Origin of the sequence: Pseudomonas sp. ATCC 13867 (genome assembly GCF_000349845.1) — a bacterium.
Lineage (GTDB): Bacteria > Pseudomonadota > Gammaproteobacteria > Pseudomonadales > Pseudomonadaceae > Pseudomonas.
In genome coordinates, this window is sequence record NC_020829.1 from 2542192 (window position 1) to 2568166 (window position 25975).

A 25975-nucleotide genomic window follows, 5' to 3' on the forward strand; every position below is an offset into this window, starting at 1 on the left:
TCTCCGGGCGCTGATGGGCGCCGCCGGCCGACGGTACACTCACTCCCGTCGCGTAACAGAAGTACAAGAGAATCGAGATGAACACGCACTTTCTGACTTGCGCCGTCTTCGTCCGCCGCGACGCAGACCTCCACCTTCCCACCAACCTTCAGCCGACGGTGAAAGCATGATCGAGGTAACCGAAGTTTCCATTGCGCAGCTGCGTGAAGCCCTGGAGTCGGGCCGCACCACCGCGGTCGAACTGGTCAAGGCCTACCTCGCGCGCATCGATGCCTACGATGGCCCGACCCGGCTCAATGCCGTGGTCGTGCGCAACACCGAGGCCCTGAAGGAAGCCCAAGCCTCCGACGAGCGCCGCGCCCGCGGCGAGACCCTCGGCCCGCTGGATGGCATTCCCTACACCGCCAAGGACAGCTACCTGGTCAAGGGCCTGACTGCCGCCTCCGGCAGCCCGGCCTTCAAGGACCTGGTCGCCTACCGCGATGCCTTCACCGTCGAGCGCCTGCGCGCCGGCGGCGCCATCTGCCTGGGCAAGACCAACATGCCGCCCATGGCCAACGGTGGCATGCAGCGCGGCGTCTACGGCCGTGCGGAAAGCCCGTACAACCGCAAGTTCCTCACCGCGCCCTTCGCCTCGGGGTCGTCCAATGGCGCCGGCACCGCGACCGCCGCGAGCTTCTCGGCCTTCGGCCTGGCGGAAGAGACCTGGTCCAGCGGTCGTGGCCCGGCCTCGAACAACGGCCTGTGCGCCTACACCCCCTCCCGTGGCGTGATCTCGGTGCGCGGCAACTGGCCGCTGACTCCGACGATGGACGTGGTGGTGCCCTACGCGCGCACGATGGCCGACCTGCTGGAAGTGCTCGACGTGGTGGTGGCCGAAGATACCGACACGCGTGGCGACCTGTGGCGCCTGCAACCGTGGGTGCCGATCCCCGCCGTCGCCGAGGTGCGTCCGGCGTCCTACCTGGACCTCGCCTCCGGCCCTGAAGCCTTCAAGGGCAAGCGCCTGGGCGTGCCGCGCATGTTCATCAACAAGGACGAGCTGGCCGGTACCAGCGAGAAGCCGGGCATCGGCGGCCCGACCGGCCAGCGCATCAATACCCGCGCTTCGGTCATCGATCTCTGGGAACAGGCCCGCAAGGCCCTGGAAGCGGCCGGCGCCGAAGTCATCGAAGTGGACTTCCCGCTGGTCTCCAACTGCGAGGGCGACCGTCCGGGGGCGCCGACCGTGTTCAACCGCGGCATCGTTTCCGAGCAGTTCCTGCATGACGAGCTGTGGGAGTTGTCCGGCTGGGGCTTCGACGACTTCCTGCGCGCCAACGGCGATCCGAAGCTGAACAGGCTGGCCGACGTCGACGGCCCGCAGATCTTCCCCCACGATCCGGGCACCTTGCCGAACCGCGAGGGCGACCTCTGCGCCGGCATGGACGAGTACGTGAACATGGCCAAGCGCGGCCTGAAAACCTGGGACCAGATCGAGACCCTGCCCGACGGCCTGCGCGGTCTGGAGAAGACCCGCAAGCTCGACCTGGAAGACTGGATGGACGAGCTGAAGCTCGACGCCGTGCTGTTCCCCACCGTGGCCGACGTCGGTCCGGCGGATGCCGACGTCAACCCGGAATCGGCCGACATCGCCTGGAGCAACGGCATCTGGGTCGCCAACGGCAACCTGGCGATCCGTCACCTGGGCGTGCCGACCGTCACCGTGCCGATGGGCGTGATGGCCGATATCGGCATGCCGGTGGGGCTGACCTTCGCCGGCCGCGCCTATGACGACTCCGCGCTGCTGCGCTTCGCAGCGGCCTTCGAGGCCACCGGCTCCAAGCGCCTGGTGCCGCCGAGCACGCCGCCGCTGGGCTGATCGGTTCGTCGCTGCAAGCAAGAGAAAAACCGCGCTCCCAATGGGGGCGCGGTTTTTTGGTCTATGACGCCGGCCGGCCTGGCTGGCGGATCGCGGACGCAGTCCGCTTCCTACCGGACAGCTCCAGGCTCGGATCAACCCTCTCCCAGGGGGAGAGGGAGCCGTCCGCGATTGGCATCGTGCAGAGCAGTTCGCGAGCAAGCTCGCTCCTACAGGGAAACGCCGGGGTGTTCTTTGTAGGAGCGAGCTTGCTCGCGAACGCGTTTCCCTGCGACGCGCATGACAAGCAGTTCGCTCCAGCGAGGATCTGCGCTCACTTGGCCGACTTCACGTTGCCGTAGCGCACTTCCTTGGACGGCGAGTAACCGTAGAACGAGGTGTAGCACTTGCTGAAATGACTGGGCGAGACGAAGCCGCAGGCCAGCGCCACCTCGTACATCGGCAGGCTGGAATGCTGCAGCAGGCGCCGGCTTTCGGTGATGCGCAGCTCCAGGTAATAGCGCACCGGCGTGGTCCCCAGTTGTTCCTGGAACAGCCGCTCGATCTGCCGCTTGGAGCGCCCCACGTAGAGCGACAACTGGTCCTGGCTCAGCGGCTCCTCGATGTTCGCGCTCATCAGGTTGATCGCTTCGCGCAGCGGCTCGCTGAGTTTCTCGTGCAGCGCCGGGCGGGTGCGGCGGAAGCGCGACTCCTCGAAGGCGAGGATGTCGACGATGGCATCCACCAGCTCGCGGCCGTGGCGCGCGTTGATCCACTCCAGCACCAGGTTGAAGGCGCCGGTGGGGCTGGCGGCGGTCAGACGGTCGCGGTCGAGCTGGTAGCTTTCGCTGGTGACTTCGCTGTGCCGGGCGATTTCCGCCAGGGCCGCGCGGTGTTCGGGGTGGATGGCGCAGCGGTAGCCGTCCAGCAAGCCGGCCTGGCCGAGGAACCAGGCGCCGTTCCACAGGCCGGCGAGGGTAATGCCCTTGTCGGCGGCAGCCTGCAGCAGGCGGGTCAGCTCGGGTGTGGCCCGCAGTTGGGTACGCAGGCCGCCGCAGACCACCAGCAGATCCAGCTCGGCCAACTGCGAGGCGGTCAGCACCGCGCCGGGGCAGATCACCAGGCCGAGGTCGCTGGTGACCGATTCGCCGTCGAGACTGAAGGTCTGGGTGGTGAAGGTCTGGGCACGGATCAGGTTGGCGGTGACCAGGGTGTCCAGCGCCTGGGTGAAGGCCGGCAGGGAGAAATGCTCGAGCAGCAGGAAGCCCACCCGCGCCTGGCGGGTGGGCTCCCTCTGCTGCTCGGCGATGAAGCGCAGGTTGCGTCCCTGCATGGCGCCACTGAATTGCCGTCGTTCGACCAATCACCACCTCATGTTGCAGATGCCGCCGAGGCGGCGAGTATCGCCCGGATCACCCGCCCGCGCCGCTGGCGCCGCGGCGGCGCAGCACCGTATCCGGCCTGTGTTCTAGCGTGCGCCGGCCGGTCTGGCTGAGCAGGATGATGATCACTGTCAGCGCCAGCGTCGAGCTTACCTCCACCCGGTGCGTGGGCATGATGAACATGACGGTCAGGATGAAGCCGATGATGCCGATCACCAGCCAGGTCAGCCAGGGGAACAGCCACATGCGGAACACCAGCTCGTGGTTGCGCCGGCGCAGGATCGCGCGCATGCGCAATTGCGAGATGGCGATGGCGAGGTAGACGAGCAGAGCGATGGAGCCGGAGCTGGCGAGCAGGAAGTCGAACAGGCGCGCCGGGGCGAAGAAGTTCAGCAGGGTGGTGGCCATGCCGATCAGCGTGCTGGCGATCACCGCCGCGCGCGGCACGCCGGCTGCCGAGGTGCGCTGGATGAAGGCCGGCGCGTCGTTGCGGCGGCTCAGCGAATAGATCATCCGCGAGGCGATGTACACCGAGGAGTTCAGGCAGCTGGCGACGGCGACCAGCACCACCAGGTCCATCAGCAGTTGCGCGTTGGGGATGTTCAGCAGCTCCAGGGTGCGCTGGTAGGAGCCGATTTCCACCAGGCGCGGGTCGTTCCACGGCACCACCGAGATGATCACCAGGATCGACAGCAGGTAGAACACGCTGATGCGCCAGATCACCGAACGGGTAGCCTTGGCGATGTTGCGGCTGGGGTCGCTGGATTCGGCGGCGGCGATGGTCACCGCCTCGGTACCGATGAAGCTGAACAGGGTGGTGATCAGCGCACTGAAGATCGCCGTCCAGCCGTTGGGCATGAAGCCGCCGTGCTCGCCCATCAGCCGGGTCAGGCCGCTGACCTCGCGGCCGGGCAGCAGGCCCAGCAGCGCCGCCGCGCCGAGGCCGATGAACAGTACGATGGCGGCCACCTTGAGCATGGCGAACCAGAACTCGAACTCGCCGTACTTGGCGACGCTGAACAGGTTGGTGATGGTCAGCAGGAGCGTCATCGACAGGGCGAAGATCCAGGTCTCGACCTGCGGCAACCAGTTGTTGAGGATGACCCCGGCGGCGATGGCTTCGATGGGGATGACCAGCACCCAGAACCACCAGTACAGCCAGCCGATGGTGAAGCCGGCCCAGCGGCCGATGGCCTGGTCGGCGTACGCGGAGAAGGAGCCGGTGTCAGGGCTGGCCACGGCCATCTCGCCGAGCATGCGCATCACCAGCACCACCAGCAGCCCGGAGAGGGCGTAGGCCACGATGGCGGCGGGGCCGGCGGCGGCGATAGCGTGGCCGGAGCCGACGAACAACCCCGCGCCGATGATTCCCGCGATGGAAAGCATGGTTACGTGGCGGGGCTTGAAGCCCTGCACCAGATCGCCATTGGCGCCTTTCGCACTAGGTGCACTCATCTGTCGGCCTTCCTGTTGCAATTGTTCTTATTGAAGTTGTCATGGAGGGCGCGCAGCCACGGGCCAGGGTGGGTTTCCACCAAGCCGCGATCCCGCTCCTCTCGGGTCGATGGGGGCTCGGAAATGCCACGCCGGACAGCCAGCATCACGCGGGGCCCAAGCTATGCCATGCGGGCGCCCCGCCAGTTGTTCAGGATCGCCACGGGCATGGCCAAAAGCGACATGGCGCGCCGCGCGACGGTAGCCATGAGCCACTCTGCAATGGGGCTCGACCGCATGCGGCAGACGTGGGATCGAGTCAAAAAAAATCCCCCGGCCGCTGCCGCGACCGAGGGATGCAAGGACCGGGCAGGGGATGCCCGGTCGAGGTAGACCCGCAGGGGGTTACAGACGAATCAGCACCGATTTCAGCTCGGTGTAGTGCTCGATGGCGGCGGCGCCCATCTCGCGGCCCACGCCCGACATCTTGAAGCCGCCGAAGGGCAGCGCCGGGTCCAGCGCGCTGTGGCAGTTGACCCACACCGAGCCGGACTTGATGCGCGGCACCATGCGGTGCACCGCCGACAGGTCGTTGGACCAGATGCTCGCGCCCAGGCCGTAGGGGCTGTCGTTGGCCAGGCGCAGGGCGTCGTCGATGTCGTCGAAGGGCATGGCGACCAGCACCGGGCCGAAGATTTCCTCCTGCACCAGCGGGTTCTTCTGGTCGACGTCGACGATCACCGTGGGTTTGACGAAGTAGCCGGGGCCGAACTGTTCGCCGCCGCAGGCGATGGTGGCGCCCTTGTCGCGGCCCAGTTCGATGTAGTCGAACACGCGCTTCTGCTGCTTGGCGGAGATCAGCGGGCCCATGTCGATGCTCGGGTCCAGGCCGTTGCCCAGCTTCATGCCGTTGGCGATGCCGGCGATGTCGGCGATCACGTTGTCGAAGTGCTTGCGCTGCACGTACAGGCGCGAGCCGGCGCAGCAGACCTGGCCCTGGTTGAAGAAGATCGCTTGCGCCGCGCCAGCGGCGGCGGTGGCGAGGTCGGCGTCGGCCATGACGATGGTCGGCGACTTACCGCCCAGCTCCAGGGTCACGCGGGTCATATTGTCCATCGCCGCCTTGCCGATTTCCTTGCCCACCGGGGTCGAGCCGGTGAAGGTCAGCTTGTCCACCAGCGGGTGGTGGGAGAGGGCGGCGCCGGCGGTGATGCCGGTGCCGGTGACGACGTTGAACACGCCTGCCGGGTAGCCCGCCTCCAGGACAAGCTCGGCGAGTTTCAGCGCGGACAGCGGGGTTTCGTCGGCGGGCTTGAGCACCACGCTGCACCCGGTGGCCAGCGCCGGGCCGAGTTTCCAGCAGGCCAGCAGCAGCGGGAAGTTCCAGGCGACGATGGCGCCAACCACGCCGACGGCTTCGCGGCGGATGTAGCCGTGGAAGTCGCCGTCGGGCATCAGCGGCATCGACACATCGACGGTGGTGCCTTCGATCTTGGTGGCGTAGCCGGCCATGTAGCGCAGGAAGTCGATGGCCAACTGCACATCCATCACGCGGGCGACGGCGGCGCTCTTGCCGTTGTTCAGGCACTCCAGCTCGGCCAGCAGGTCGGCGTCGCGCTCCATCAGCTCGGCGAGCTTCCACAGCAGATTCTGCCGCTCGCGCGGACGCATGCGGCTCCAGGGCGAATCGTCGAAGGCCTGGCGCGCGGCGCGCACGGCGCGATCGACGTCGGCGACGGTGGCGGCCGGGACCTGGCACAGCACCTCGCCGGTGGCCGGGTTGCGCAGGTCCATCAGGGCGCTGTCGCTGGCGGAGGTCCAGTCGGCACCGATCAGCATCTTCGGTGCGCGCTGCAGGAAGGCGCGGGATTCGGGCTTGATGGGCAGGGAAGCGAGCATTGCGATTGCCTCTTGTCGGTCTGTTCGTTCTGCTCGGATCGGGAGCAGGTTGGGAGCGGACATCGCAACGGCTGTGCCAATGCTTAAATCGTTGATTAAGTATTTGAAATTAAAATGATTTATTGATTTTTTCGATTGGCGGGGAGAGGGCCGTTGTCGCACATTGCGACAGCGGCTGAGACGGCCGGGCGCCCTGATTGGTCGTAGCGGACTCTGTCCGCGATTGGTTTCGTGTGGTGTGGTTCGCGAGCAAGCCCGCTCCTACAGGGCCCGACGGGCCAGCTCTTCGTAGGAGCGAGCTTGCTCGCGAACCGACCCGGCACCGGTCTTGCCGGTGTGGCGCGGAGAAGCTCCGCTCCCACGAGAACCGATCCTCCCTGCGGGCGTACAACCGCGAACGGTCGTACGCCGCATGGCTGTACCGCTCAGCCGTGGTGGATCTCCCGGTCCTTGGTTTCCGGAAGGAAGAAGGTCCCCAGGATCGCCGTCATCACCGCGATGACGATGGGGTACCAGAGCCCGTAGTAGATGTCCCCGGTGGCCGCCACCATCGCGAAGGCCACGGTCGGCAGGAAGCCGCCGAACCAGCCGTTGCCGATGTGGTAGGGCAGCGACATCGAGGTGTAGCGGATGCGCGCCGGGAACAGCTCCACCAGCCAGGCGGCGATCGGTCCGTAGACCATCGTCACGTAGATCACCAGCACGGTCAGGAGCAGCAGCATGGCCAGGTGGTTGATCTTCGCCGGATCCGCCTTCTCGGGGTAGCCGGCGTCCTTGAGGGCGGTGCTCAACTGCGCGGTGAGGGCATCGGACTGGGTCTTGAAGTCCGCGGCGGCCATGCCTTTGCCCTCGAAGCTTTCGATGGCCTTGTCGCCGATGTGCACCTGGGCCACGGTGCCGGTCTCGGCCTTGATGTTCTCGTAGGGGATGGCCTTCTTCGCCAGCAGGCTCTTGGCCAGGTCGCAGGAGCTGACGAATCTGGCCTTGCCCACCGGGTCGAACTGGAACGAGCACTGGGCCGGATCGGCGACCACGGTCACCGGGTTCTTCTCCTGGGCGGCGAACACGTCCGGGTTACCGAACTGGGTCAGGCCGTGGAAGATCGGGAAGTAGGTCAGCGCGGCGAGGATGCAGCCGGCCATGATGATCGGCTTGCGGCCGATGCGGTCGGAGAGGCTGCCGAAGAACACGAAGAACGGCGTGCCCAGCAGCAGCGAGCCGGCGATCAGGTAGTTGGCGGTCTGCGCGTCGATCTTGAGGGTCTGCAGGAGGAAGAACAGCGCGTAGAACTGCCCCGTGTACCAGACTACGGCCTGCCCGGCGGTACCGCCGAGCAGCGACATGATCACCACCTTGAGGTTGTCCCAGCGGCCGAAGGATTCGGTCAGCGGCGCCTTGGACGCCTTGCCTTCTTCCTTGATGCGCTTGAACACCGGCGACTCGGAGAGTTGCAGGCGGATGTACACCGAGACGATCAGCAGCAGGATCGACAGCAAGAAGGGCACGCGCCAGCCCCAGGCCTCGAAGGCCTCGGTGCCCAGCACGGTGCGGCAGGCCATGATCACCAGCAGCGAGAGGAACAGGCCGAGGGTGGCGGTGGTCTGGATCCACGAGGTGAAGAAACCGCGCTTGCCCTGTGGCGCGTGCTCCGCCACGTAGGTCGCCGCGCCGCCGTATTCGCCGCCCAGGGCGAGGCCCTGGAGTAGCCGCAGGGTGATCAGGATGATCGGCGCGGCCACGCCGATGGTGGAATGGGCCGGCAGCAGGCCGACCACGGCGGTGGACGTGCCCATGATCACGATGGTGATGAGGAAGGTGTGCTTGCGTCCGATCATGTCGCCCAGGCGGCCGAACACGATGGCGCCGAAGGGGCGCACCGCGAAGCCGGCGGCGAAGGCCAGCAGGGCGAAGATGAAGGCGGTGGTCTCGTTGACCCCGGCGAAGAAGTGTTTGGCGATGATCGCCGCCAGTGAACCGTAGAGGTAGAAGTCGTACCACTCGAATACGGTGCCGAGGGAGGAGGCGAAAATGACCTTGCGCTCCTCCTTGGTGATGCCGCTGTGGGGTGCGTTGCCCGCGGCCGGGCTGTATGTCTGCGCCATGTTCTTCTCCGTCTTGTTCTTGTTGAAGGCCGGAGTCCTTCCATACCGTTGCCGCACTCAGGCCCAGGGGCTGATGTCATCGTCATACGGATTGCGCGAAGCGTGAAAACAGGCGGCCCTGCCGTGGGGCAAGGTCACGAAAGAGGATAACCGGCATGACTCGGATATCCACTCATATGACCTGCAAACCCACGGCTGGCGCGGATGAGAGCGTTATTTCCGACGCACGGAGTCGGATAAGGCCGCTGCCAGGGGGCTTTCACGGCCTGCATTGCGGCGTTCGCGCCCGGGTCGTTCGACCATCGTCTAAAACTGTCCGGGATGTCTCAGGCTGATACAGCCGTCGCGAATTGCCACTGCGCCGTGCCCCTGTGCGTTGACCAATGGTTTGTTTCCCAAGGGTTTTTGCCGCTGGCACGGAATGTGAGAGGCAAGACTCCGTCCGCCTGTCGCCTCAGGCGCCGTCAAACAGGGAGGCTCGCTTGAAGAGGATGTCGTCATGGATTGCAGGGCTGTGCGCCGCGCTGGCGACGTGCGCGCTGCTCTGGCTGCTGCCGCCGATCGGCAATGGCGTGCTCTGGGGGGGCGCCGCGCTGATCGCCCTGGGGGCGCTGCGTCCGCACCTGCGTCCGCCGACCTGGCCGGTGGCAATGGGCGTGTTGTGCGGTGCCTGTCTGGCGGTGGCGCTGCACCTGCTGGCCGATCACTTCCAGCTGCGTTACGTCTGGCTGTACAGCAGCGCGGCGCTGCCGGCCTACCTGAAGTTCTCCAACCTCTGGGGCGGCGACGAAGGCACGGTACTGCTGCTGGCCACCTTCTGCATGGCCGCCGCCCTGAGCGGTCGCCAACTGGAGGGCTGGGCCGGGCGCGGGATGGCGCTGATCGCCGCCTGGTACACGGCCACCGCCGCCTGGCTCGGGCCGTTCAGTGCGACGCCGGCGGACTGGCTGGCGAGCCTGCCGAGCCAGGGCATGAATGCGCACCTGCAGACCTTCTGGATGTCCTTCCACGCGCCGCTGATTCTCGGTGCCTATGCCTGGGCCCTGGCGCCCGCCGGCGCCGCGCTTGGCGCGCTGGGGCAGGGCGACAGCGCCTACGCCTGGGTGATGCCGCGCTACAGCCGGCGTGCCTGGCTGGTGCTTACCGCCGGCATCGGCGCGGGGATGGCCTGGGCGATGGAGGATTTCACCTTCGGCCAGCTCTGGCACTGGGACCCGGTACAAACCTCGGCCTTCGTCATCTGGGCGCTGCTCGGCGCGGTACTGCACGGCGCCCGCCGCTGGCGTACCAACGGCGCCAATCGCCGCCTGCTGCCGCTGCTCAGCCTGCTGGCGGCGGCGATGGCCTGCGTGGCGATGGCGGTGACCCGCAGCACGGTGCTGGCCAGCTCGCACCGCTACATTGGCACCACCTCCTGGCTCAGCCACCTGGTGCTGGCGCTGATCCTGCTGGTGCTGGCGGCGTTCTACCTGCTCGCCGGGCGTCGCGCCGAGGTTACGGCGGGGCGTCGGCGCGGGGCGTCGGACTGGACGCTGGACGTGGCCATCTACCTGTTCGCCGGCACCGGGCTGCTGGCCCTTGGCGCGCTGGTCCAGGCGCATCTCTACGAATGGCTGGGCCTGGAGCGGCCAAGCGAGCTGAAACCCTTCTTCGAGACCCTGACCGCCTGGGCCACCACGGCGGAGATGGACAGCCTGCGCCGCGCCTTCGACCAGTGGGACGTCGACGGCTACGGCCTGGCACTCTGGGTGGTGCCTTTGCTGGCGGTGCTCGGCCTGATCGGCGGCTACAGCTTCCTGCGCCGCTGCGGCCGGTCCCGCCTGGCGTTGCTGGCGACCCTGGCGATGGCCGCCGTGATGCTCTGGACCGGCTGGCGCGGTGGCTGGCTGAGCGGCGGCTACAACGGCGACGGGATGCTCTCGCAGAGCATCGTGCGGGTGCTGCCGTGGCTGGACGCGGCGCTGCTCGGTGGCGTCTTCCTGATGGGCTGCTGCCTGTTCTGGGGCGCGCTGAGCCTGTGGCGCAGCCGGCGCCTGGGCAACCTGCGCTACAGCGGCGGGCTGGCGCTGGTGCACGGTGGCGCGGTGATCGCGCTGGTGGGCGGACTGGCGGCCACGGCACTCAACAGCTACCAGCAGATCAGCATCCCGCCGGGCACCTCCTTCGAACAGTGGCACTCGGTAATCGGCGGTATGGAACTGCGCGTGCTGCCTGATTCCAGCCGCCCGGATTTCTCCGGCTACCACGCGGTGGCCAAGGTCGAACTGCGCGACGGCGAGCGGACGCTCGCCGGCCACGCGCTGTTCCAGGACAGCCGTGGCAATCCGCCGGCCTACCAAGGCCCGGTGCGCCAGCTCTGCGAGATTCTCGACTACCACTACGCGCGCTTCGCCTCGGACCGTGGCTACGTGCTGCATCCGTTCATCGTGCGCGGCTGGAGCGGCGACCTGCAGGTCTGGGTGCCGGCCTCGGCACGCCTGCTGAAACAGCCGGGGGACGAGATCGAAAGCGTGGTGGTGGTGCGCCGCTTCCCGTTCCTCTCGCTGGTCTGGGTCGGCCTCTTGACCATGCTGTTCGGCGCCTTGTTGCTGCCGGCGGGCGGTGTTTTGCGCCGGCGCGGCCATACTGCTTCGGACGGCGTCGCACAGGCCGTGTCTCAGAGTTAGACAGCAATCGCGAAATTAGACGCATCGAACCTCGGCGTGACGGCCGAGAGCTCCGGGAAAACCCGCCGCAAGCCTGGTGCGGCGGGCCCTGCAAAGGAGTGGCACACAAACTGCTAAATCGCTACCAAGCGTTCGACGCAATCGCGCTTAGCCCATCGGTGGGCAGGAATAACCAACAAGAATACCGAGGAGGCCTGACCTTGAAGATGACACGACTTCGGCACTGTCTGGGTGCCGGAACCCTGGCCGCTCTGGCCCTAGCGCTGCACCAGCCGGCCAACGCCGCCGATGGCCAGGCGATCATCAACGCCAAGTGCCAGGCGTGCCACACGCCCGAAGGCAACAATTCCCTGAGCCGCATCAGCCACCAGCGCAAGACCCCCGAGGGTTGGCTGATGAGCATTGCGCGCATGCAGGTGATGTACGGCCTGAAGATCACCGACGACGAACGCCGCTCGGTGGTCAAGTTCCTCGCCGACAAGCAGGGCCTGGCGCCCAGCGAAACCGAAGGCGTGCGCTACGCCCTCGAGCGCCGGCTGAACACCGTGGAGAAATTCGATACCAACTTCGAACAGATGTGCGCCCGCTGCCACTCGGGCGCGCGCATCGCCCTGCAGCGTCGCCCGGCGGCGGAGTGGGAGAAGCTGGTGAACTTCCACCTCGGCCGCTGGCCGTCGCTGGAATACCAGGCGCTGTCCCGCGACCGCGACTGGTTCGACCTGGCGAAGAAAGAGATGGTCCCGGAGCTGGCCAAGCGTTACCCATTGGACAGCAAGGCCTGGAGCGACTGGCAGAAGAGTCGTCCGCAGGCCGAGTCGCTGGCGGGCGAGTGGAGCTTCGCCGGGCACATGCCGGGCAAGGGCGACCTGGCCGGCACCATGAGCGTGGCCAAGAGCGGCGACGATGCGTTCAAGGTCCGCGTGAAGGGCCAATACGCCGATGGCGAGCCGTTCAGCGGCGAGGGCAGCGCGGTGCTGTACAACGGCTACGAGTGGCGCGGCAACGTCACCGTGGGCGACCTGAGCATGCGCCAGGTGTTCGCCGCCCTCGATGGCCAGATGCAGGGCCGCATGTTCGACAAGGCCCACGATGAGCGCGGCCTGGACTTCGTTGCGGCGAAGGACGGCAGCAGCCACGTGCTGGGCGTGCAGCCGGCCTACATCAAGGCGGGTGTGGAGACCGAGGTCAGCGTGGTCGGCACCGGCCTGAAGGGCAAGCCATCGTTCGGCGCCGGCGTGGAGGTGGTGTCGGTGGTGTCCGAGACGCCCGAGCGCGTGACCGTCAAGGTCAAGGCCAGCGATGCGGCCGCCGCCGGCGAGCGCGACGTTACCGTGGGCACCGCCAAGGGCGGCAGCCTCGCGGTGTACAAGGACATTGCCGAAGTGAAGGTGGTGCCGGAGTTCTCCATCGCCCGCATCGGCGGCAATGGCGGCTCCACGCCCAAGGTCCAGGGCAGCTTCGATGCCGAGGCCTGGGGCAAGGGCGCCGATGGCAAGCCGTTCCGTATCGGCGTGTTCCCCGCGCAGTGGTCGGTGGAACCCTTCGACGACCGCGCCAAGGAAGACCAGGACGTGAAGTTCGCCGGAGAGATGGATGCTTCCACCGGTATCTTCACCCCGGGTGACGCCGGCCCCAACCCGGCCCGCAAGATGATGACCAACAACGCCGGCAACCTGAAGGTGATCGCCGCGGTGGACGACGCCGGCCAGTCGCACAAGGGCGAAGGGCACATGATCGTCACCGTGCAGCGTTGGAACAACCCGCCGATCCCGTAACCGTCGGGATCGGATGAACTGAATGCGTGAGGCCCACCTGCGGGTGGGCATAACAAGAAAGTTCCGGGAGGTCGCCATGGGCGCCATCTTGAATCTGGTCGAACGCAACCTGCATGAAGTGCAGGTCGACGCCGACCGCCTGTTGTTCCACATCCCCAGCTCCTCGCTGTTCGCCAGCGACGAGCTGACCGGCGGGATCATCGACGCGCTGCGCGGGCAGGCCTGCTCGCCGGACGAACTGACCCAGCGCCTGGCCGGGCGCTTCGCCGCCGAGGAGATCGACGAGACCCTGCGCGAGCTGATCGCGCTGGAGCTGGTCAGCGACGGCTCGCCGCTGCCCCCTGAAATCGGCATCAAGAAAGTCGATCGCACCGCGCTCAATACCGTGGTGCTGAACGTCAATACCGGCTGCAACCTCAGCTGCACCTACTGCTACAAGGAAGACCTGGACAAGCCCTCCGCCGGTAAGAAGATGGGCGCGGAAACCGCCGAGGCCTCGGTGGAAATGCTGATCCAGGAATCCCCCGACGAGCAGCGCTACACCGTGGTGTTCTTCGGCGGCGAACCGCTGTCCAACCGCCCGCTGATCGAGCACATGGTCGCGTACTGCGAGCGTCGTTTCGGCGAGCTGGGCAAGACCGTGGACTTCGTCATGACCACCAACGCCACGCTGCTCACCGAGGAAATCGTCGACTGGCTCAACGCCCATCGCTTCGGGCTGTCCATCAGCATCGACGGGCCGAAGACGGTGCACGACCGCAACCGCATCACCGTGGGCGGGCAGGGCACCTATGACGTGGTGCGGCGCAAGGCCGACATGCTGCTGTCGCGCTACACCGCGCGGCCGGTGGGCGCACGGGTGACCCTGACCACCGGCGTCACCGACGTCGAGACCATCTGGAATCACCTGTTCAACGAGATGGGCTTCGCCGAAGTCGGTTTCGCCCCGGTCACCTCGGGCGACATCAGCAGCTACAACCTCACCACCGATGAGCTCAAGGCTGTCTTCGCCGGCATGAAGACCCTCGGTCGCCGTTACCTAGCCGAGGCGCTGCAGGGGCGCAACATCGGCTTCTCCAACCTGCACCAGCTGATCACCGACATCCACGAAGGGCAGAAGAAGGCCCTGCCGTGCGGCGCCGGCCTGAAGATGCTGGCGGTGGACCACAAGGGCGAGCTGAACCTGTGCCACCGCTTCACCGGTTCTTCGCTGCCGACCTTCGGCAATGTGCATGAAGGGGTGAAGCAGGCCGAGCTGAACGAGTTCCTGTCGCAGCGCCTGGACCGCACCGACACCGGCTGCGCCAGCTGCCACATCCGCAACCTCTGCTCCGGCGGCTGCTACCACGAGAGCTACGCGCGCTACGGCGACCCGGCGCACCCCACCTACCACTACTGCGAACTGATGAGGGACTGGGTCGACTTCGGCATCGAGGTCTACAGCCGGATCATGGCTTCCAACCCCAGCTTCATCGACCGCCACATCACTCCGCGGAAGGCGCACTGACATGAAACATCTGAAAGCGATCAACACCAAAGCACAGAAGCTCGAACAGGCCGCCGCCGAGGATCGCATCGAGGACGTGGTGGCGATGAACTCCGTGGCCGGCTGCGCGGCGACCACCGACCCGGGCTGGGAAGTCGACGTGTTCGGCGGCGTGTCCTCGCTCTGCCAGCCGATGGAAGCGGACCTCTACGGCTGCTCCGACCCTTGCTGGTGGCCGGCCCAGGTGCCGGACATGATGAGCACCTACCCCGACTGGAACAAGGATGCGCAGGCCTCGGCCGAGAACTGGCGCAACCTCGGCACCGTCTTCCCGGACGACAAATGATCGCCCTGAAACATATGGGACAGAAGAACAAGAGGAAAACCTGCATGTCCAGAAAAGCATTCGCCGCCGCGCTCGGTGGCCTCTCGCTGGCCTGCGCGCTGCAAGCCGTCGCCGCAGACGAGAGCAAGGCGCTGGAAAGTGGCCACGAGTACCTGATCAGCACCAACTACCCGAACAACCTGCACGTCATCGACATGCAGACCGACAAGCTGTTCAAGACCTGCACCATCCCCGGCGCGTACGGCCCGGGCATGACCCAGCTGTCGCCGGACCGCAAGGTCGCCTACATCCTCAGCAACCACTACGCGGACATCTACGGCATCCAGCTCGATGACTGCAAACCGGTGTTCCACGCCACCATCGCGCAGAAGCCGGGCGAGAACGCGCGCTCGATGTTCTCCATGACCGTCAGCCATGACGGCAAGGAGATCTACGCCGTCGCCAACCCGACGCTGATCCTCGCCGAGCACTACGAGGTGCAGCAGCCGCGCCTGCAGGTCTACTCGGTGGCCGACGGCATGAATGCCAAGCCGGTGCGCACCTTCCCGGCGCCGCGCCAGCTGACCATCATGCAGAGCGGCGACGACGGCACCCTCTACGTGGCTGGCCCGGACATCTACAAGGTGGACGTGAAGACCGGCAAGTTCGACGTGGTGATCCCCAGCCGTCACTGGCAGCGCCCCAACTACGCGCCGCCGGACGTGCTCTACGTGTGGAACCAGCAGACCTACCCGCGCGACTTCTCGCTGCTCTACACCACGGCGAAGTTCAAGGATGCCAAGCAGGACCCGGCCACCGCCGACTACCTGTATGGTTTCTTCAACATCGACCTGGCCACCGGCAAGACCGAGACCGTCGACTTCGGCCCGGTCACCGAGGTGTACTTCAGCGGCATCCGCTCGGCCAAGGACCGCAACATCGTCTACGGCGTGCTGAACCGCCTGGCCAAGTACGACATCAAGGAGCAGAAGCTGGTCAAGGCGGCGAACCTGGACCACTCCTACTACTGCCTGTCGACCAACAAGGCCGGCAACAAGCTGTACCTGACCGGCACCCTGAACGACGTGGCGATCTTCGACGCCGACAGCCTCGAGCGCATCGGCGATCTGAAGCTGCCCGGCGGCGACATGGCGATCACCACCAGCCAGGCGTTCGTGGCCAACTGAAAGCTGTTTGATTGACCGGACTGCCCCGGAGCATTGGCGTGCTCCGGGGCAGTTTCGTTTCCGCCTCAGATTTCCGGCTCTGGACTCTCGTTCTTGATTGCCAGGTACCGCTGTGCTCCGCAGCGCGCACAGCGCTGGCAGAGCATCGGCACGCGGCCGACTTCGGTCAGAATCCCTTCATCCCAAACACATCCCAGGAAAAAGCAGCGCAATCGCATGTGTCCTCCTCCGGATCGCTCCAGGCAGACAGAAAGTGCAGGTGACGCTCCTGGCTTGTTCTTGTGCGGAGACAGGTAGCAGCCTCGCGCCGGTCGTCTAGAATGGACAATCTAAAGTGCTGGATGGCTCCTGTCCGCCACCGTTTGCGGCACATCGCCGGTGCCGGACAGCGCCAGCGTGATGCCTCGAAAGGCCTGCCGTATTGGTCGGCAGCGTGCAGGGAGCGCTGGGTGTAACCGACCAATGGAAGTCAATAAAATGACATAGGTCATCGAAATACAATTGAGGTGACAAATTAACGACGGGTTTCTGATGCGCTGTTGCTATGATTGACTCTCAGGTTAAGGGCCACTCGCAGAGATCTTTATGAATACCGCGTCACCCCTGGCCGCCGTTGTCGGCACCGCTTCCTCCCGCTACCGCAGCACTGAACTGGAGCATTTCGCTGATCTGGCCGGTCTGCAGTCGGCAGCGACCTACGATGTGCTGCTCCTCGATCTACCCGGCATCCAGGCCGGGCAGATGCTCCGTCACCTGCGCCAGGACCCGCGCTATCGTTTCTCCCTGATCTATTGCTGTCAGGATCTTGACTCCTGGTGCGTGGCATTGGGCGATGGTCCACCGCCGGCCGATCTGGGCATCATCACGCCGCTCTGGCGCCTGTGGCGTGAACGCTTCAGCCTGTTCAACCAGGGGCAGGCGCCGGCACGCTTCGAAGAGCGCGTGCTGGCCTGGCTCTGGCTGCGCTCGCGCGGCGACGTGCATGCCGTGCGCGATACCGCCGTGCCCCAGCATTACCGCTACCCGATTCTCGAGGCCCTGAGCGACAGCGAGGAGATCAATCCGTTTTCCTGGCTGCAACTGATGGGGCAGCACGGCTGGCTGGAGGAGGGCGAGCTGCTGGATCGTCTGCGCCTGTGTACCGGCTGCGGCTCGGGGCGCCTGAACTACGTGGATGTCTGCCCGGAATGCCAGGCCCTGGACATCGGCCGCCAGCCGTCGTTGCACTGCTTCACCTGCGGCCACGTCGGGCCCCAGGAGCACTTCCTCAAGGACGGCTTGCTGATGTGCCCGAACTGCCTGACCCGACTGCGCCACATCGGCAGCGACTACGACCGTCCGCTGGAGAACTACCGCTGCCGCAGTTGCCAGGCATTCTTCGTCGACGCCGCCGTGCAGGCGCGTTGCCTGGACTGCGGGCAGAACCATGAGCCCGACAAGTTGCGGGTGCGCGAGGTACGCCACTTCCGCATTGCCGAGGCCGGGCGCCTGCGCTGCCGCGAGGGCTTCGCCGCCACCTCGGCGAACATGGAACGCTTCGGCAGCCTCAGCCTGTTGCCGCGCCAGGCCTTCCTCGACCTGCTCACCTGGCAGTTGCAACTGACCACGCGCCACCGCAATCCGCCGTTCTCCCTGCTCGGGCTGCGCTTCGTCAACCTGCTGGAAACCCTCGCCGAGCTGGGCGAGATGCGTGGCCATGCCCTGGTGGACGGCCTGGTGGAGCGCCTGCAGGAAGCCGTGCGCGAGACGGACCGCTGCTCGCGCATGAGCGAGGAAGTGCTCTGGGTGCTCATGCCTCACACCGATGCCGCCGGCCTGGAAGTGGTGCGCCAGCGCCTGGCCACGGGCGCCGAGCACCTGACCCTGGAGAAGGCGACGCGCATCGAGATCCGCCTGGCGGGCTTCACCGCGCCGGACGACCAGCTGGAGCAGGAAGATGCCGCCTTGCTGCTGGCCCGGCTGGGCGGACAACTTGGGTGAAGCATGGAAGGATTCGTCGAACAATGGCTGCTGCTGATCGGAGAGTTTGCCCGGACTGACGGGTTCTTCCGTGCCGTCTTCATGCTGCTGCCGGCCTTCCTGCTGCTGGAAGTGCCGCTCAACCTGATGGTGCTGGTCGGCGTGTTGCGCTGGTTCATGCGCAAGCCGTTCGAGCTGCCCAGGGACAACGGCTACCGCCCGCGGGTGTCGTGCATCATCACCTGCTACAGCGAAGGCCTGGATGTGCAGAAGACCCTGCTGAGCCTGTGCGAGCAGACCTATCCGGGCTACATCGAGATGATCCCGGTGGTCGATGGCGCGGCGGTCAACCAGCCCACCATGCAGGCGGTGCGGGACTTCCGCGTCGATCCGGTGCTGCACCCCCGTCGTCTGCTGCGGCCCATCGCCAAATGGCAGCGCGGCGGCCGGGTGTCGTCGCTCAACGCCGGTCTCGCGCATTGCACCGGCGAGGTGATCATGGCGCTGGACGGCGACACCTCCTTCGACAACGACATGGTCAGCCGCATGGTTCGTCATTTCGCCGACCCGGACGTGCCGGCGGTGGCGGGCAGCCTGCGCGTGCGCAATGCCTGGGCTTCGCTGACCACGGCGATGCAGGCGCTGGAGTACCAGCTGTCGATCCACATGGCCAAGATCGGCCTCAGCGAATGGAACCTGGTGAACAACGTGTCCGGGGCCTTCGGCGCGTTCCGCCGCAGCTTCCTCGACAAGATCGGCGGCTGGGACACCCATACGGCCGAAGACCTGGACATCACCCTGCGGATCAAGAACTACTTCGGCCGCCAGCCCCTGCGCATCCCTTTCGAGCCCGGCGCCATCGGCCACACCGATGCACCGGTGAAGTTCCTGCAGTTCCTCCAGCAGCGGCTGCGCTGGGATGGCGACTTGTACTTCCTGTACATCCGCAAGCATCGCCACAGCTTCAACCCGCGCCTGCTGGGCTGGCCCAATTTCCTGATGACGCTGGTCACCGGCTTCTTCTTCCAACTGGTGCTGCCGTTCATCATCTTCGGCTACTGCGTGATCGGCCCACTGATCGTGCCGCTGCCGCGCGTCCTCGCCCTGGCGCTGCTCATCTACCTGGTCTACCTGGGCATGACCCTGCTCTTGTACCTGACCATGCTGGTGCTGGTTTCCGAACGTCCACGCCAGGACCTGAAGCTGTTCCCGGTGGTCTTCGTCTTCCCCCTGTTCATGCTGGTCATGCGCCTGTGGAGCGCGGTGGCCATGCTCAACGAGGCCCTGCGCCGCGGCCATGAAGAAACCAGCATGGCGCCCTGGTGGGTGCTGCGTAAGGCAAAGAGGTTCTGATTCGATGATGCGTTCCCTGCTTCTGGGCTCCCTGCTGCTGGCTGCCGGCCTGTCCCAGGCCGATGTGCTGCCGTTGTCGCGGGTGCTCGACAGCGCCGACGACAGCGCCGTGCTGCAAGCCAATGCCGCCGACCTGCGGGCCCTGGACGCGCTCAAGGAGCAGCGCGAGGCCGAGGCGGGCTGGCAGTGGTTCGGCTCGGGCAGTGCCGGGCACTACCGCGAGCTGGTGACCGAAGACCTGATCGATACCTACTACGGGCGCAGCCTCGCACTGGGCTTGCGCCACCCCTTGCTGGGCAGCCTGCGGCGCCAGGTGCAGGCGGTTTCCGCCGTCGAACTGGAGCAGCAGAGGCAGCAGTCCCGCCGCCTGCTGCAGAAGGCCGAGCAGCGACTGGCGCTGCGCAGCGCCTACGCCGACTGGTGGCGTGCGGAAGAGGAAAATCGCTGGTGCCGGACACTGTTGCCCGATGCGGCCAGCGCCCGCGAGCGCCTGGCCCTGCGCGAGCGCCAGGGTTGGCTGCTGCCGTCCCAGGCGCGCCTGCTGGACGGCCGCTGGCAGACCTTGCAGCGGCGTTGTGAGTCGAGTGCGCGGTTGATGGACGACACCCGTGAAAGCCTGGCGTCACTCTCCGGCCTGGAAATCACCCCCGCTCAGGAGGCTCGGGCGGAAGCGCTGGCGGCGCAGGTGCAGCCCCTGGCCCGCTGGCGCCAGGCGCTGGAAGGCCATCCGCGCCTGCAGGAGCGCCGGGATGAACTGCGCCAGGCCGAGCAGAACCGCAAGTCGCCCTGGTACGACAGCATCGATTCCAGCTTCAGCGTTGGACAAAGTTTCGAGGATCGCAGCGGAGCGACCAGTACCGGCAATGGCCTGGTTGCCAGCCTCAACTTCTCCACGCCGTTCGATCTGATGTCCTACGGCCAGGCCCGCGGGCGGGAAGGGGAGGCGCGCCACGAGGCGGCCCTGGCCAGGCTGAATGCCGAGCGCCAGCAGTTGCTGCAGGACCTGGGCAAGACCCTGCAGGGCCAGCGGCAGGCCGTGGAGGACCTGGAGCGCGAGCGCGAGCAACTCGCCGTGTCGTCGGTGGCCCAGCGCGAGCAGCGCCTGCGCTCTGCGCGTTCGGTCGAGGGTTCGCTGGGCGAGGAGCAGGCGGTGGAGCTGGAGCGCTACGACAACGGTATGCGCCTGATCGCCGCGTGGCATGCCGCCTGGTTGCGCGAAGCGTCCTTGCGCATGTTCGTCGACGATGACCAGGCGCTGAGCCCGTTGCTCGGCGTACAGAACCTGAGCTGGCAGTCGCCGGCAGGCGCCCAGGGCAACGCCCCGGCCAAGGCCGGCCCGGCCCGCGAGTCGGCGTGGAACCAGGGCGTCTACCTGTGGAAGAGCCGGGCCCTGCTGCAGCCCGGGACCCGCCGCGCCGAACTGAAGGCCCTGCGTAGCGCCGGCATGCAGCGCCTGTATGTGGGGCTCGATACCAACCAGGTGGCGGACATGCCGACCCTGCGCAAGCAGCTCCAGGGCACCCTGGCCGATGCCCGCGCCCAGGGCATGCAGGTCGTGCTGCTGCTGGGCGACCCGGCGTGGCTGTCGGCCGATGGGCGCAAGGGCCTGCTGGCGCTGCTCGGTCAGCTTCGCGAGGTGCGCTTCGACGCCGTGCACCTGGACCTCGAGGTCGAGCAGCTCGGCTGGCCGGTGCCCGACAGCCGCCTGCGGGACTGGCTGGATACCCTCGGCGCGGTCGCCCGGCTCGATTACTGGCCGCTGGAGCTGTCCAGCCATCCGCGCTGGTTCGCCGAGCCCGCCAGTGGCACCTGCGTGCCCTGCGCCTTGCCGCAGCGCGGCGTGCGGCAGGTCAGCCTGATGATCTACACCCGCAACCCCGAACGCAGCGCGGAACTTGCGCAATCCATTGCCCGTCGTTGGCCGGCGCTGCGTTTCCGACTGGCGCAGAGCGTCGAGCCGCAATTGCCGGCCGAGGAATCCTGGGCCGGAGCGTCGAGCACCCAGCTGCAGCAGCAGGCCGAGCGCTGGCGTAAGCCTCTGCAGTCGGCCGGCGTGTCCGGCATCGACTGGCAGGACTGGTCCCATTACCCGCATTGAGCATCCCATGAAGATTCGATTCTCCAGCCCCAAGGAACAACAGCCCACCCAGGACCAGGGCCTCAAGGTGCTTTACGCGCCGGGCAAGCGCATGGCGTTCAAGCTGCGCTGGTATCTGATCCTTTTCGTGGTGACCAGCCCGCTGCTGTTCCTGGTGGGGCGCGAAATGCTCGGCCTCTGGCTGATCGAAGCCCCCGCGCAGCTGCATCTGCCGTCCAGCGAGCTGCGCGCACGGGAGGCCGGGCAGGTGGCGAAGATACTGGTTCGACCCGGCGACAAGGTTTCGGCCGGCCAGTTGCTGATGCAGATGGATAACCCCGAATGGCGTGCCCGCCTGGCCCTGCTGGCCGATCCCTCGAAGGCAACGCCCGCGGCGCAGGGTCGGCGGACCCTCAGCGAACGTGAGCGCGAGCCGCTGGTGCGCCTGCTCAACAGTGCGGACAGCCGCCTGCAGCAACTGCGCGGCTTGCTCGCCGCCGGCGCGGCGACCCGTGGCGAAGTGCAACAGGCCCAGGACGAGCGTGACCGTCGCCAGCGCGACCTGGTGGAGTTCGACCGGCGCGAGTCGCAGCCGGGGGACGACACCCTGGACCGCCAGCGCCGGCTGGAAAGCGACTGGCTGCAGTCGCGCCTGCAAGGGCTGGAGCTCAAGGCCAGCGACTCCGGGGTCATCAGCGAAGTGATGGTGGGCGAGGGCGAGAACGTCGGTCCCGGCACCCTGCTGATGCGCCTGCAGCGCCTGGGCGATGCCGAAATCTGGATTTACCTCGATCCGCGCTTTGCCGAATACGCATCGCCCGGCCAGCCATTCCGCGTGCGCCTGCCGGACGGCAAATGGTTGCAGGCGGAGGTGGTGCGCATGGTGGAGGACGCGGCCCCGGTGCCGGTGGAACTGCGCGAGGCCTTCAGCGCGCCGAATCGCAACCTGCGCCTGCTGGCACGGGTCAAGGGCGAGGAGTGGCCGGCGTTCTGGCGCGTCGACCGCCTGGGCCTGAAGGCGCGCTTCCCGCATCGCTGGAGCTGGCTCGACCGCTGGGCCGTTCAGGAGTAATGCCTGCCGGACGCCGCCCGCGCTGCCGGTGGAATAACCGGATGCGTGAGTGGCGAAAAGCTTGCCCTGGCCTTGCGCCGGGGCTTTTTATGCGCGCTGCGTGGCTCTTCGTAAGGCGCGGGCTTGCTCGCGAACCGCTTGACTTCGTGCCTTGCAGGTTCGCGAGCAAGCTCGTTCCTACAGGTCAGGCGGGCGCCGGAATCCCCCGGGGTTTGCTGGTGGTTAGCGAACGGCGGCTGGCGGAGCAGGCTCCGCCAGCCGAAGGGCGCTACTCGGTGGTGGCGGCGACGTTGGCCGCGCGGGCCTGGCTGCGCTGGGCCTTGTATTGCAGGGCGACGGCGGGCACCGGCGAGGCCTTGCCGGTTTCCACCCAGCGGCGGATGCGGCTGGCGTCGGCCACGTGGGTGCGCTTGCCGAAGGCGTCCAGCAGGGCCAGGGCGACCGGGCGGCCGTTCATCATGGTGACCATCACCAGGCAGTGGCCGGCGTCGTTGGTGAAGCCGGTCTTGGTCAGGCGGATATCCCACTTGCCATTGCGCACCAGCGGGTTGGTGTTGAAGAAGCTCAGCGAGTAGCCGGGCTTGCTGAAGCGCGCGTCGCTGGTCGCCGTGGTGCTCATCCGGCGGATCTGCGGGTAGGTGTAGGCGGCCTTGGCCAGGCGGATCAGGTCCTGGGCGTTGGAGGTGTTGTGGATCGACAGGCCGGTGGGTTCCACGTAGTGGGTGTGGTTCATGCCCAGGGACCTGGCCTTGGCGTTCATCGCCGCGACGAAGGCCTTGGAGCCGCCCGGATAGTGGTGGGCGAGGCTGGCGGCGGCGCGGTTCTCGGAGGACATCAGCGCCAGCAGCAGCATCTTCTCGCGGCTGATCTGGCTGCCCAGGTGCACGCGAGAGAACACGCCCTTCATTTCGGCGGTTTCGGAGATGTCGACGGTGATCATCTCGTTCATCGGCAGCTTGGCGTCCAGCGTCACCATCGCGGTCATCAGCTTGGTCACCGACGCGATGGGCACGACCAGGCCGGGGTTGCTGGAGTAGATGACCTTGTTGGTCTGCAGGTCGACCACCAGCGCGCTGCCGGAAGCCAGGACCAGTTGATTGGGCTGCGTCGCCTTGGCGGGCGTGGCGGCGAGGGAGTTCGATGTACAGACAACAGCGGCGCAGGCAAACAGCAGGCTCAGTATCGAACGACGACTAGTCATGAATGTGATTCGCAGGCGTGAGTGGAAAAGTTCTACGTCCGTGTAGGTAATTTCGCAGGATTCTAATTCATGCCCCGATCCAGCGCACGCGGCGGTGCGCGCATGGGCTGTATCACTTTGCGACGCCTTGAGACAGCGCTCTCGACAGTCGGGCAGGTCCACGGGTGGGGCGTGTCCGCGCAGGGGCGGGCGGTGCTCCTGCTGTTGCGAAATGCAACCGGCGCAGGATACGCCCCGGTAGTTGAAAAACGTGTCAAACCCTTGCCAGCTATGGGTTTTTCATCTGATGGCATGCTTTGTGACTGGCTATTCTCCCATCTATGGATCGCCTGCCTGGCATCGAGGCGACGCCTTGGGGTTGCGTTTACCTTTACGTTAACGTAAACATGGTGCGCAGCCCACGACCGGCCAGTCAGAGCGGTCGGTGCCTGTCAGTCGGCCCGGCCACGGGCGCCTGACGTCGCTGCCGTAGTCGAACGTTCGGCGTTGATCCCAGAACAAGCACAACAAGGGAAAGCCATGAACCACCTGAGTTACACCCGCGGCCACCAGGACAAACCCCTGCTGGCCATGACCGTGGGCGACGCCTTCGATGCCACGGTCGAACGCTTCCCGCAGCGCGAGGCCCTGGTCGTGCGTCACCAGAACCTGCGCTACACCTGGGCCGAGCTGGCCGAGGTGGTCGATGGCATCGCCCGTGCCTTCCTCGCCCTGGGCCTGCGCCCCGGCGACCGCCTGGGCATCTGGGCGCCCAACTGCGCGCAGTGGTGCGTCACCCAGTTCGCCAGCGCCAAGGTCGGCGCCGTGCTGGTCAACATCAACCCGGCCTACCGGGTGAACGAACTGGAATACGCGCTCAAACAGTCCGGCTGCCGTTGGCTGGTGTGCGCCGATGCGTTCAAGACCTCCGATTACCACGGCATGCTCGCCGACCTGCTGCCCGAGCTGGGGCAGGGCCGTCCGGGCGAACTCTCCAGCGAGCGCCTGCCGGAGCTGCGCGGGGTGATCAGCCTGTCCGAGCAGGCTCCCGCCGGTTTCCTGCGCTGGAGCCAATTGGCGCCGCTGGGCGCCGCGATCTCCGCTACCGAGCTCGCCGAGCGCCAGGCGCTGCTGCAGTTCGACGAGCCGATCAATATCCAGTACACCTCCGGCACCACCGGCTTCCCCAAGGGCGCCACGCTCAGCCACTACAACATCCTCAACAACGGCCTGATGGTCGGCGACAGCCTCGGCCTCACCGAGCACGACCGCCTGGTGATCCCGGTACCGCTGTACCACTGCTTCGGCATGGTGATGGGCAACCTCGGCTGCCTGACCCACGGCTCCACCATGATCTACCCCGCGCCCAGCTTCGAACCCGAGGCGACCCTGGCGGCGGTGGCGGAAGAGAAGGCCACCACGCTGTACGGCGTGCCCACCATGTTCATCGCCGAGCTGGACCACCCCAACCGCCGCGACTTCGACCTGTCGAGCCTGCGCACCGGCATCATGGCCGGCGCCACCTGCCCGATCGAAGTGATGCGCCGGGTCATCGACGAGATGAACATGGCCGAGGTGCAGATCGCCTACGGCATGACCGAGACCAGCCCGGTGTCGCTGCAGACCGGCCCGGAAGACGACCTGGAAACCCGCGTCACCACCGTCGGCCGCACCCAGCCGCACCTGGAAAGCAAGATCATCGACGCCGACGGCCGCGTCGTCCCGCGCGGCACCATCGGCGAGCTGTGCACCCGCGGCTACAGCGTGATGCTCGGCTACTGGAACAACCCGCAGGCGACCGCCGAAGCGATCAGCCCGGCGCGCTGGATGCTCACCGGCGACCTCGCCGAGATGGACGAATCCGGCAACGTGCGCATCGTCGGGCGCAGCAAGGACATGATCATTCGCGGCGGCGAGAACATCTATCCGCGCGAGATCGAGGAATTCCTCTACACCCACCACGCGGTGGCCGATGCCCAGGTGATCGGCATCCCCGACGACAAGTACGGCGAGGAACTGGTGGCCTGGGTCAAGTTCCACCCCGGCCATAGCGTCGAGGAGGAGGAACTGCGCGCCTTCTGCAAGAACGCCATCGCCCACTTCAAGGTGCCGCGCCATTTCCGCTTCTGCGACGAGTTCCCGATGACGGTGACCGGCAAGATCCAGAAGTTCCGCATGCGCGAGATCAGCATCGAAGAGGTGTGCGGCAAGCGTGGCTGAGCGTTCCGCCGGCTCTTG

At 66.6% G+C, this 25975-nt stretch carries 17 protein-coding genes; 11 read left to right on the top strand and 6 right to left on the bottom strand.

Annotated features, from left to right (window positions below; translation table 11 throughout):
- Window positions 1-166 precede the first annotated feature (166 nt).
- Window positions 167-1861 carry an amidase gene (locus H681_RS11540; RefSeq protein ID WP_015477038.1) on the top strand — a complete coding sequence of 565 codons (1695 nt, stop codon included), beginning with the start codon at window positions 167-169 and terminating at the stop codon, window positions 1859-1861.
- A 313-nt stretch (window positions 1862-2174) separates the two neighbouring features.
- On the opposite strand, the gene H681_RS11550 is transcribed toward H681_RS11540, so the two are convergent.
- The 4 genes from H681_RS11550 to H681_RS11570 all read right to left on the bottom strand — a co-directional run bounded on the left by H681_RS11550 (window position 2175) and on the right by H681_RS11570 (window position 8657).
- On the bottom strand, window positions 2175-3173 hold the full coding sequence (locus H681_RS11550) for a GlxA family transcriptional regulator (RefSeq protein WP_086009605.1): 999 nt from the start codon (window positions 3171-3173) through the stop codon (window positions 2175-2177).
- 79 nt (window positions 3174-3252) lie between these two features.
- The gene (gabP, locus tag H681_RS11555) at window positions 3253-4677 is read right to left on the bottom strand and encodes a GABA permease (protein ID WP_015477040.1); all 1425 of its coding nucleotides are present in this window, start codon (window positions 4675-4677) and stop codon (window positions 3253-3255) included.
- 384 nt (window positions 4678-5061) lie between these two features.
- Window positions 5062-6555 (bottom strand): aldehyde dehydrogenase family protein, encoded by a 1494-nt coding sequence (locus tag H681_RS11565; RefSeq protein WP_015477042.1) that lies wholly within the window; start codon window positions 6553-6555, stop codon window positions 5062-5064.
- Between the two features lie 425 nt (window positions 6556-6980).
- Window positions 6981-8657: an MFS transporter gene (locus H681_RS11570; RefSeq protein WP_015477043.1), complete on the bottom strand. Its 1677-nt coding sequence runs from the start codon at window positions 8655-8657 to the stop codon at window positions 6981-6983.
- A gap of 491 nt (window positions 8658-9148) precedes the next feature.
- On the opposite strand from H681_RS11570, the gene ccsA reads away from it, so the two are divergent.
- The 5 genes from ccsA (at window position 9149) to peaD (ending at window position 16096) form a co-directional block, all read left to right on the top strand.
- Complete coding sequence (gene ccsA, locus H681_RS11575) at window positions 9149-11323, top strand: cytochrome c biogenesis protein CcsA (RefSeq protein WP_015477044.1); 2175 nt, start codon at window positions 9149-9151, stop codon at window positions 11321-11323.
- 206 nt (window positions 11324-11529) lie between these two features.
- The gene (gene peaA, locus H681_RS11580; RefSeq protein WP_041712564.1) at window positions 11530-13098 is read left to right on the top strand and encodes a quinohemoprotein amine dehydrogenase subunit alpha; all 1569 of its coding nucleotides are present in this window, start codon (window positions 11530-11532) and stop codon (window positions 13096-13098) included.
- Between the two features lie 76 nt (window positions 13099-13174).
- Window positions 13175-14605, top strand: coding sequence for a quinohemoprotein amine dehydrogenase maturation protein (gene peaB / locus H681_RS11585; protein ID WP_015477046.1), 1431 nt, complete (start codon window positions 13175-13177; stop codon window positions 14603-14605).
- 1 nt (window position 14606) lies between these two features.
- Window positions 14607-14930 carry a quinohemoprotein amine dehydrogenase subunit gamma gene (gene qhpC / locus H681_RS11590; RefSeq protein ID WP_015477047.1) on the top strand — a complete coding sequence of 108 codons (324 nt, stop codon included), beginning with the start codon at window positions 14607-14609 and terminating at the stop codon, window positions 14928-14930.
- Between the two features lie 44 nt (window positions 14931-14974).
- Window positions 14975-16096, top strand: a complete 1122-nt coding sequence (gene peaD / locus H681_RS11595; protein WP_015477048.1) for a quinohemoprotein amine dehydrogenase subunit beta — start codon at window positions 14975-14977, stop codon at window positions 16094-16096.
- 65 nt (window positions 16097-16161) lie between these two features.
- Here the strand turns inward: peaD and H681_RS27115 are convergent, their stop codons facing one another.
- A complete protein-coding gene (locus H681_RS27115; RefSeq protein WP_330217874.1) occupies window positions 16162-16314 on the bottom strand; it encodes a PSPA7_2676 family Cys-rich small protein in 153 nt (50 codons plus the stop codon).
- 367 nt (window positions 16315-16681) lie between these two features.
- Here H681_RS27115 and H681_RS11600 point away from each other — a divergent pair, with 367 nt between their 5' ends.
- The 4 genes from H681_RS11600 to H681_RS11615 are packed head-to-tail and all read left to right on the top strand — an operon-like array spanning window position 16682 to window position 22557.
- The gene (locus H681_RS11600; protein WP_015477049.1) at window positions 16682-18076 is read left to right on the top strand and encodes a diguanylate cyclase domain-containing protein; all 1395 of its coding nucleotides are present in this window, start codon (window positions 16682-16684) and stop codon (window positions 18074-18076) included.
- Between the two features lie 3 nt (window positions 18077-18079).
- Complete coding sequence (locus tag H681_RS11605) at window positions 18080-19408, top strand: glycosyltransferase family 2 protein (RefSeq protein ID WP_015477050.1); 1329 nt, start codon at window positions 18080-18082, stop codon at window positions 19406-19408.
- Between the two features lie 4 nt (window positions 19409-19412).
- Window positions 19413-21506: a TolC family protein gene (locus H681_RS11610; protein ID WP_015477051.1), complete on the top strand. Its 2094-nt coding sequence runs from the start codon at window positions 19413-19415 to the stop codon at window positions 21504-21506.
- Window positions 21507-21513: 7 nt separating this feature from the next.
- The gene (locus tag H681_RS11615) at window positions 21514-22557 is read left to right on the top strand and encodes an efflux RND transporter periplasmic adaptor subunit (protein ID WP_015477052.1); all 1044 of its coding nucleotides are present in this window, start codon (window positions 21514-21516) and stop codon (window positions 22555-22557) included.
- 268 nt (window positions 22558-22825) lie between these two features.
- Here the strand turns inward: H681_RS11615 and pbpG are convergent, their stop codons facing one another.
- A complete protein-coding gene (gene pbpG, locus H681_RS11620; protein WP_015477053.1) occupies window positions 22826-23758 on the bottom strand; it encodes a D-alanyl-D-alanine endopeptidase in 933 nt (310 codons plus the stop codon).
- A gap of 519 nt (window positions 23759-24277) precedes the next feature.
- Here pbpG and H681_RS11625 point away from each other — a divergent pair.
- Window positions 24278-25957 (top strand): AMP-binding protein, encoded by a 1680-nt coding sequence (locus H681_RS11625; RefSeq protein ID WP_015477054.1) that lies wholly within the window; start codon window positions 24278-24280, stop codon window positions 25955-25957.
- The last annotated feature ends 18 nt before the right edge of the window (window positions 25958-25975 follow it).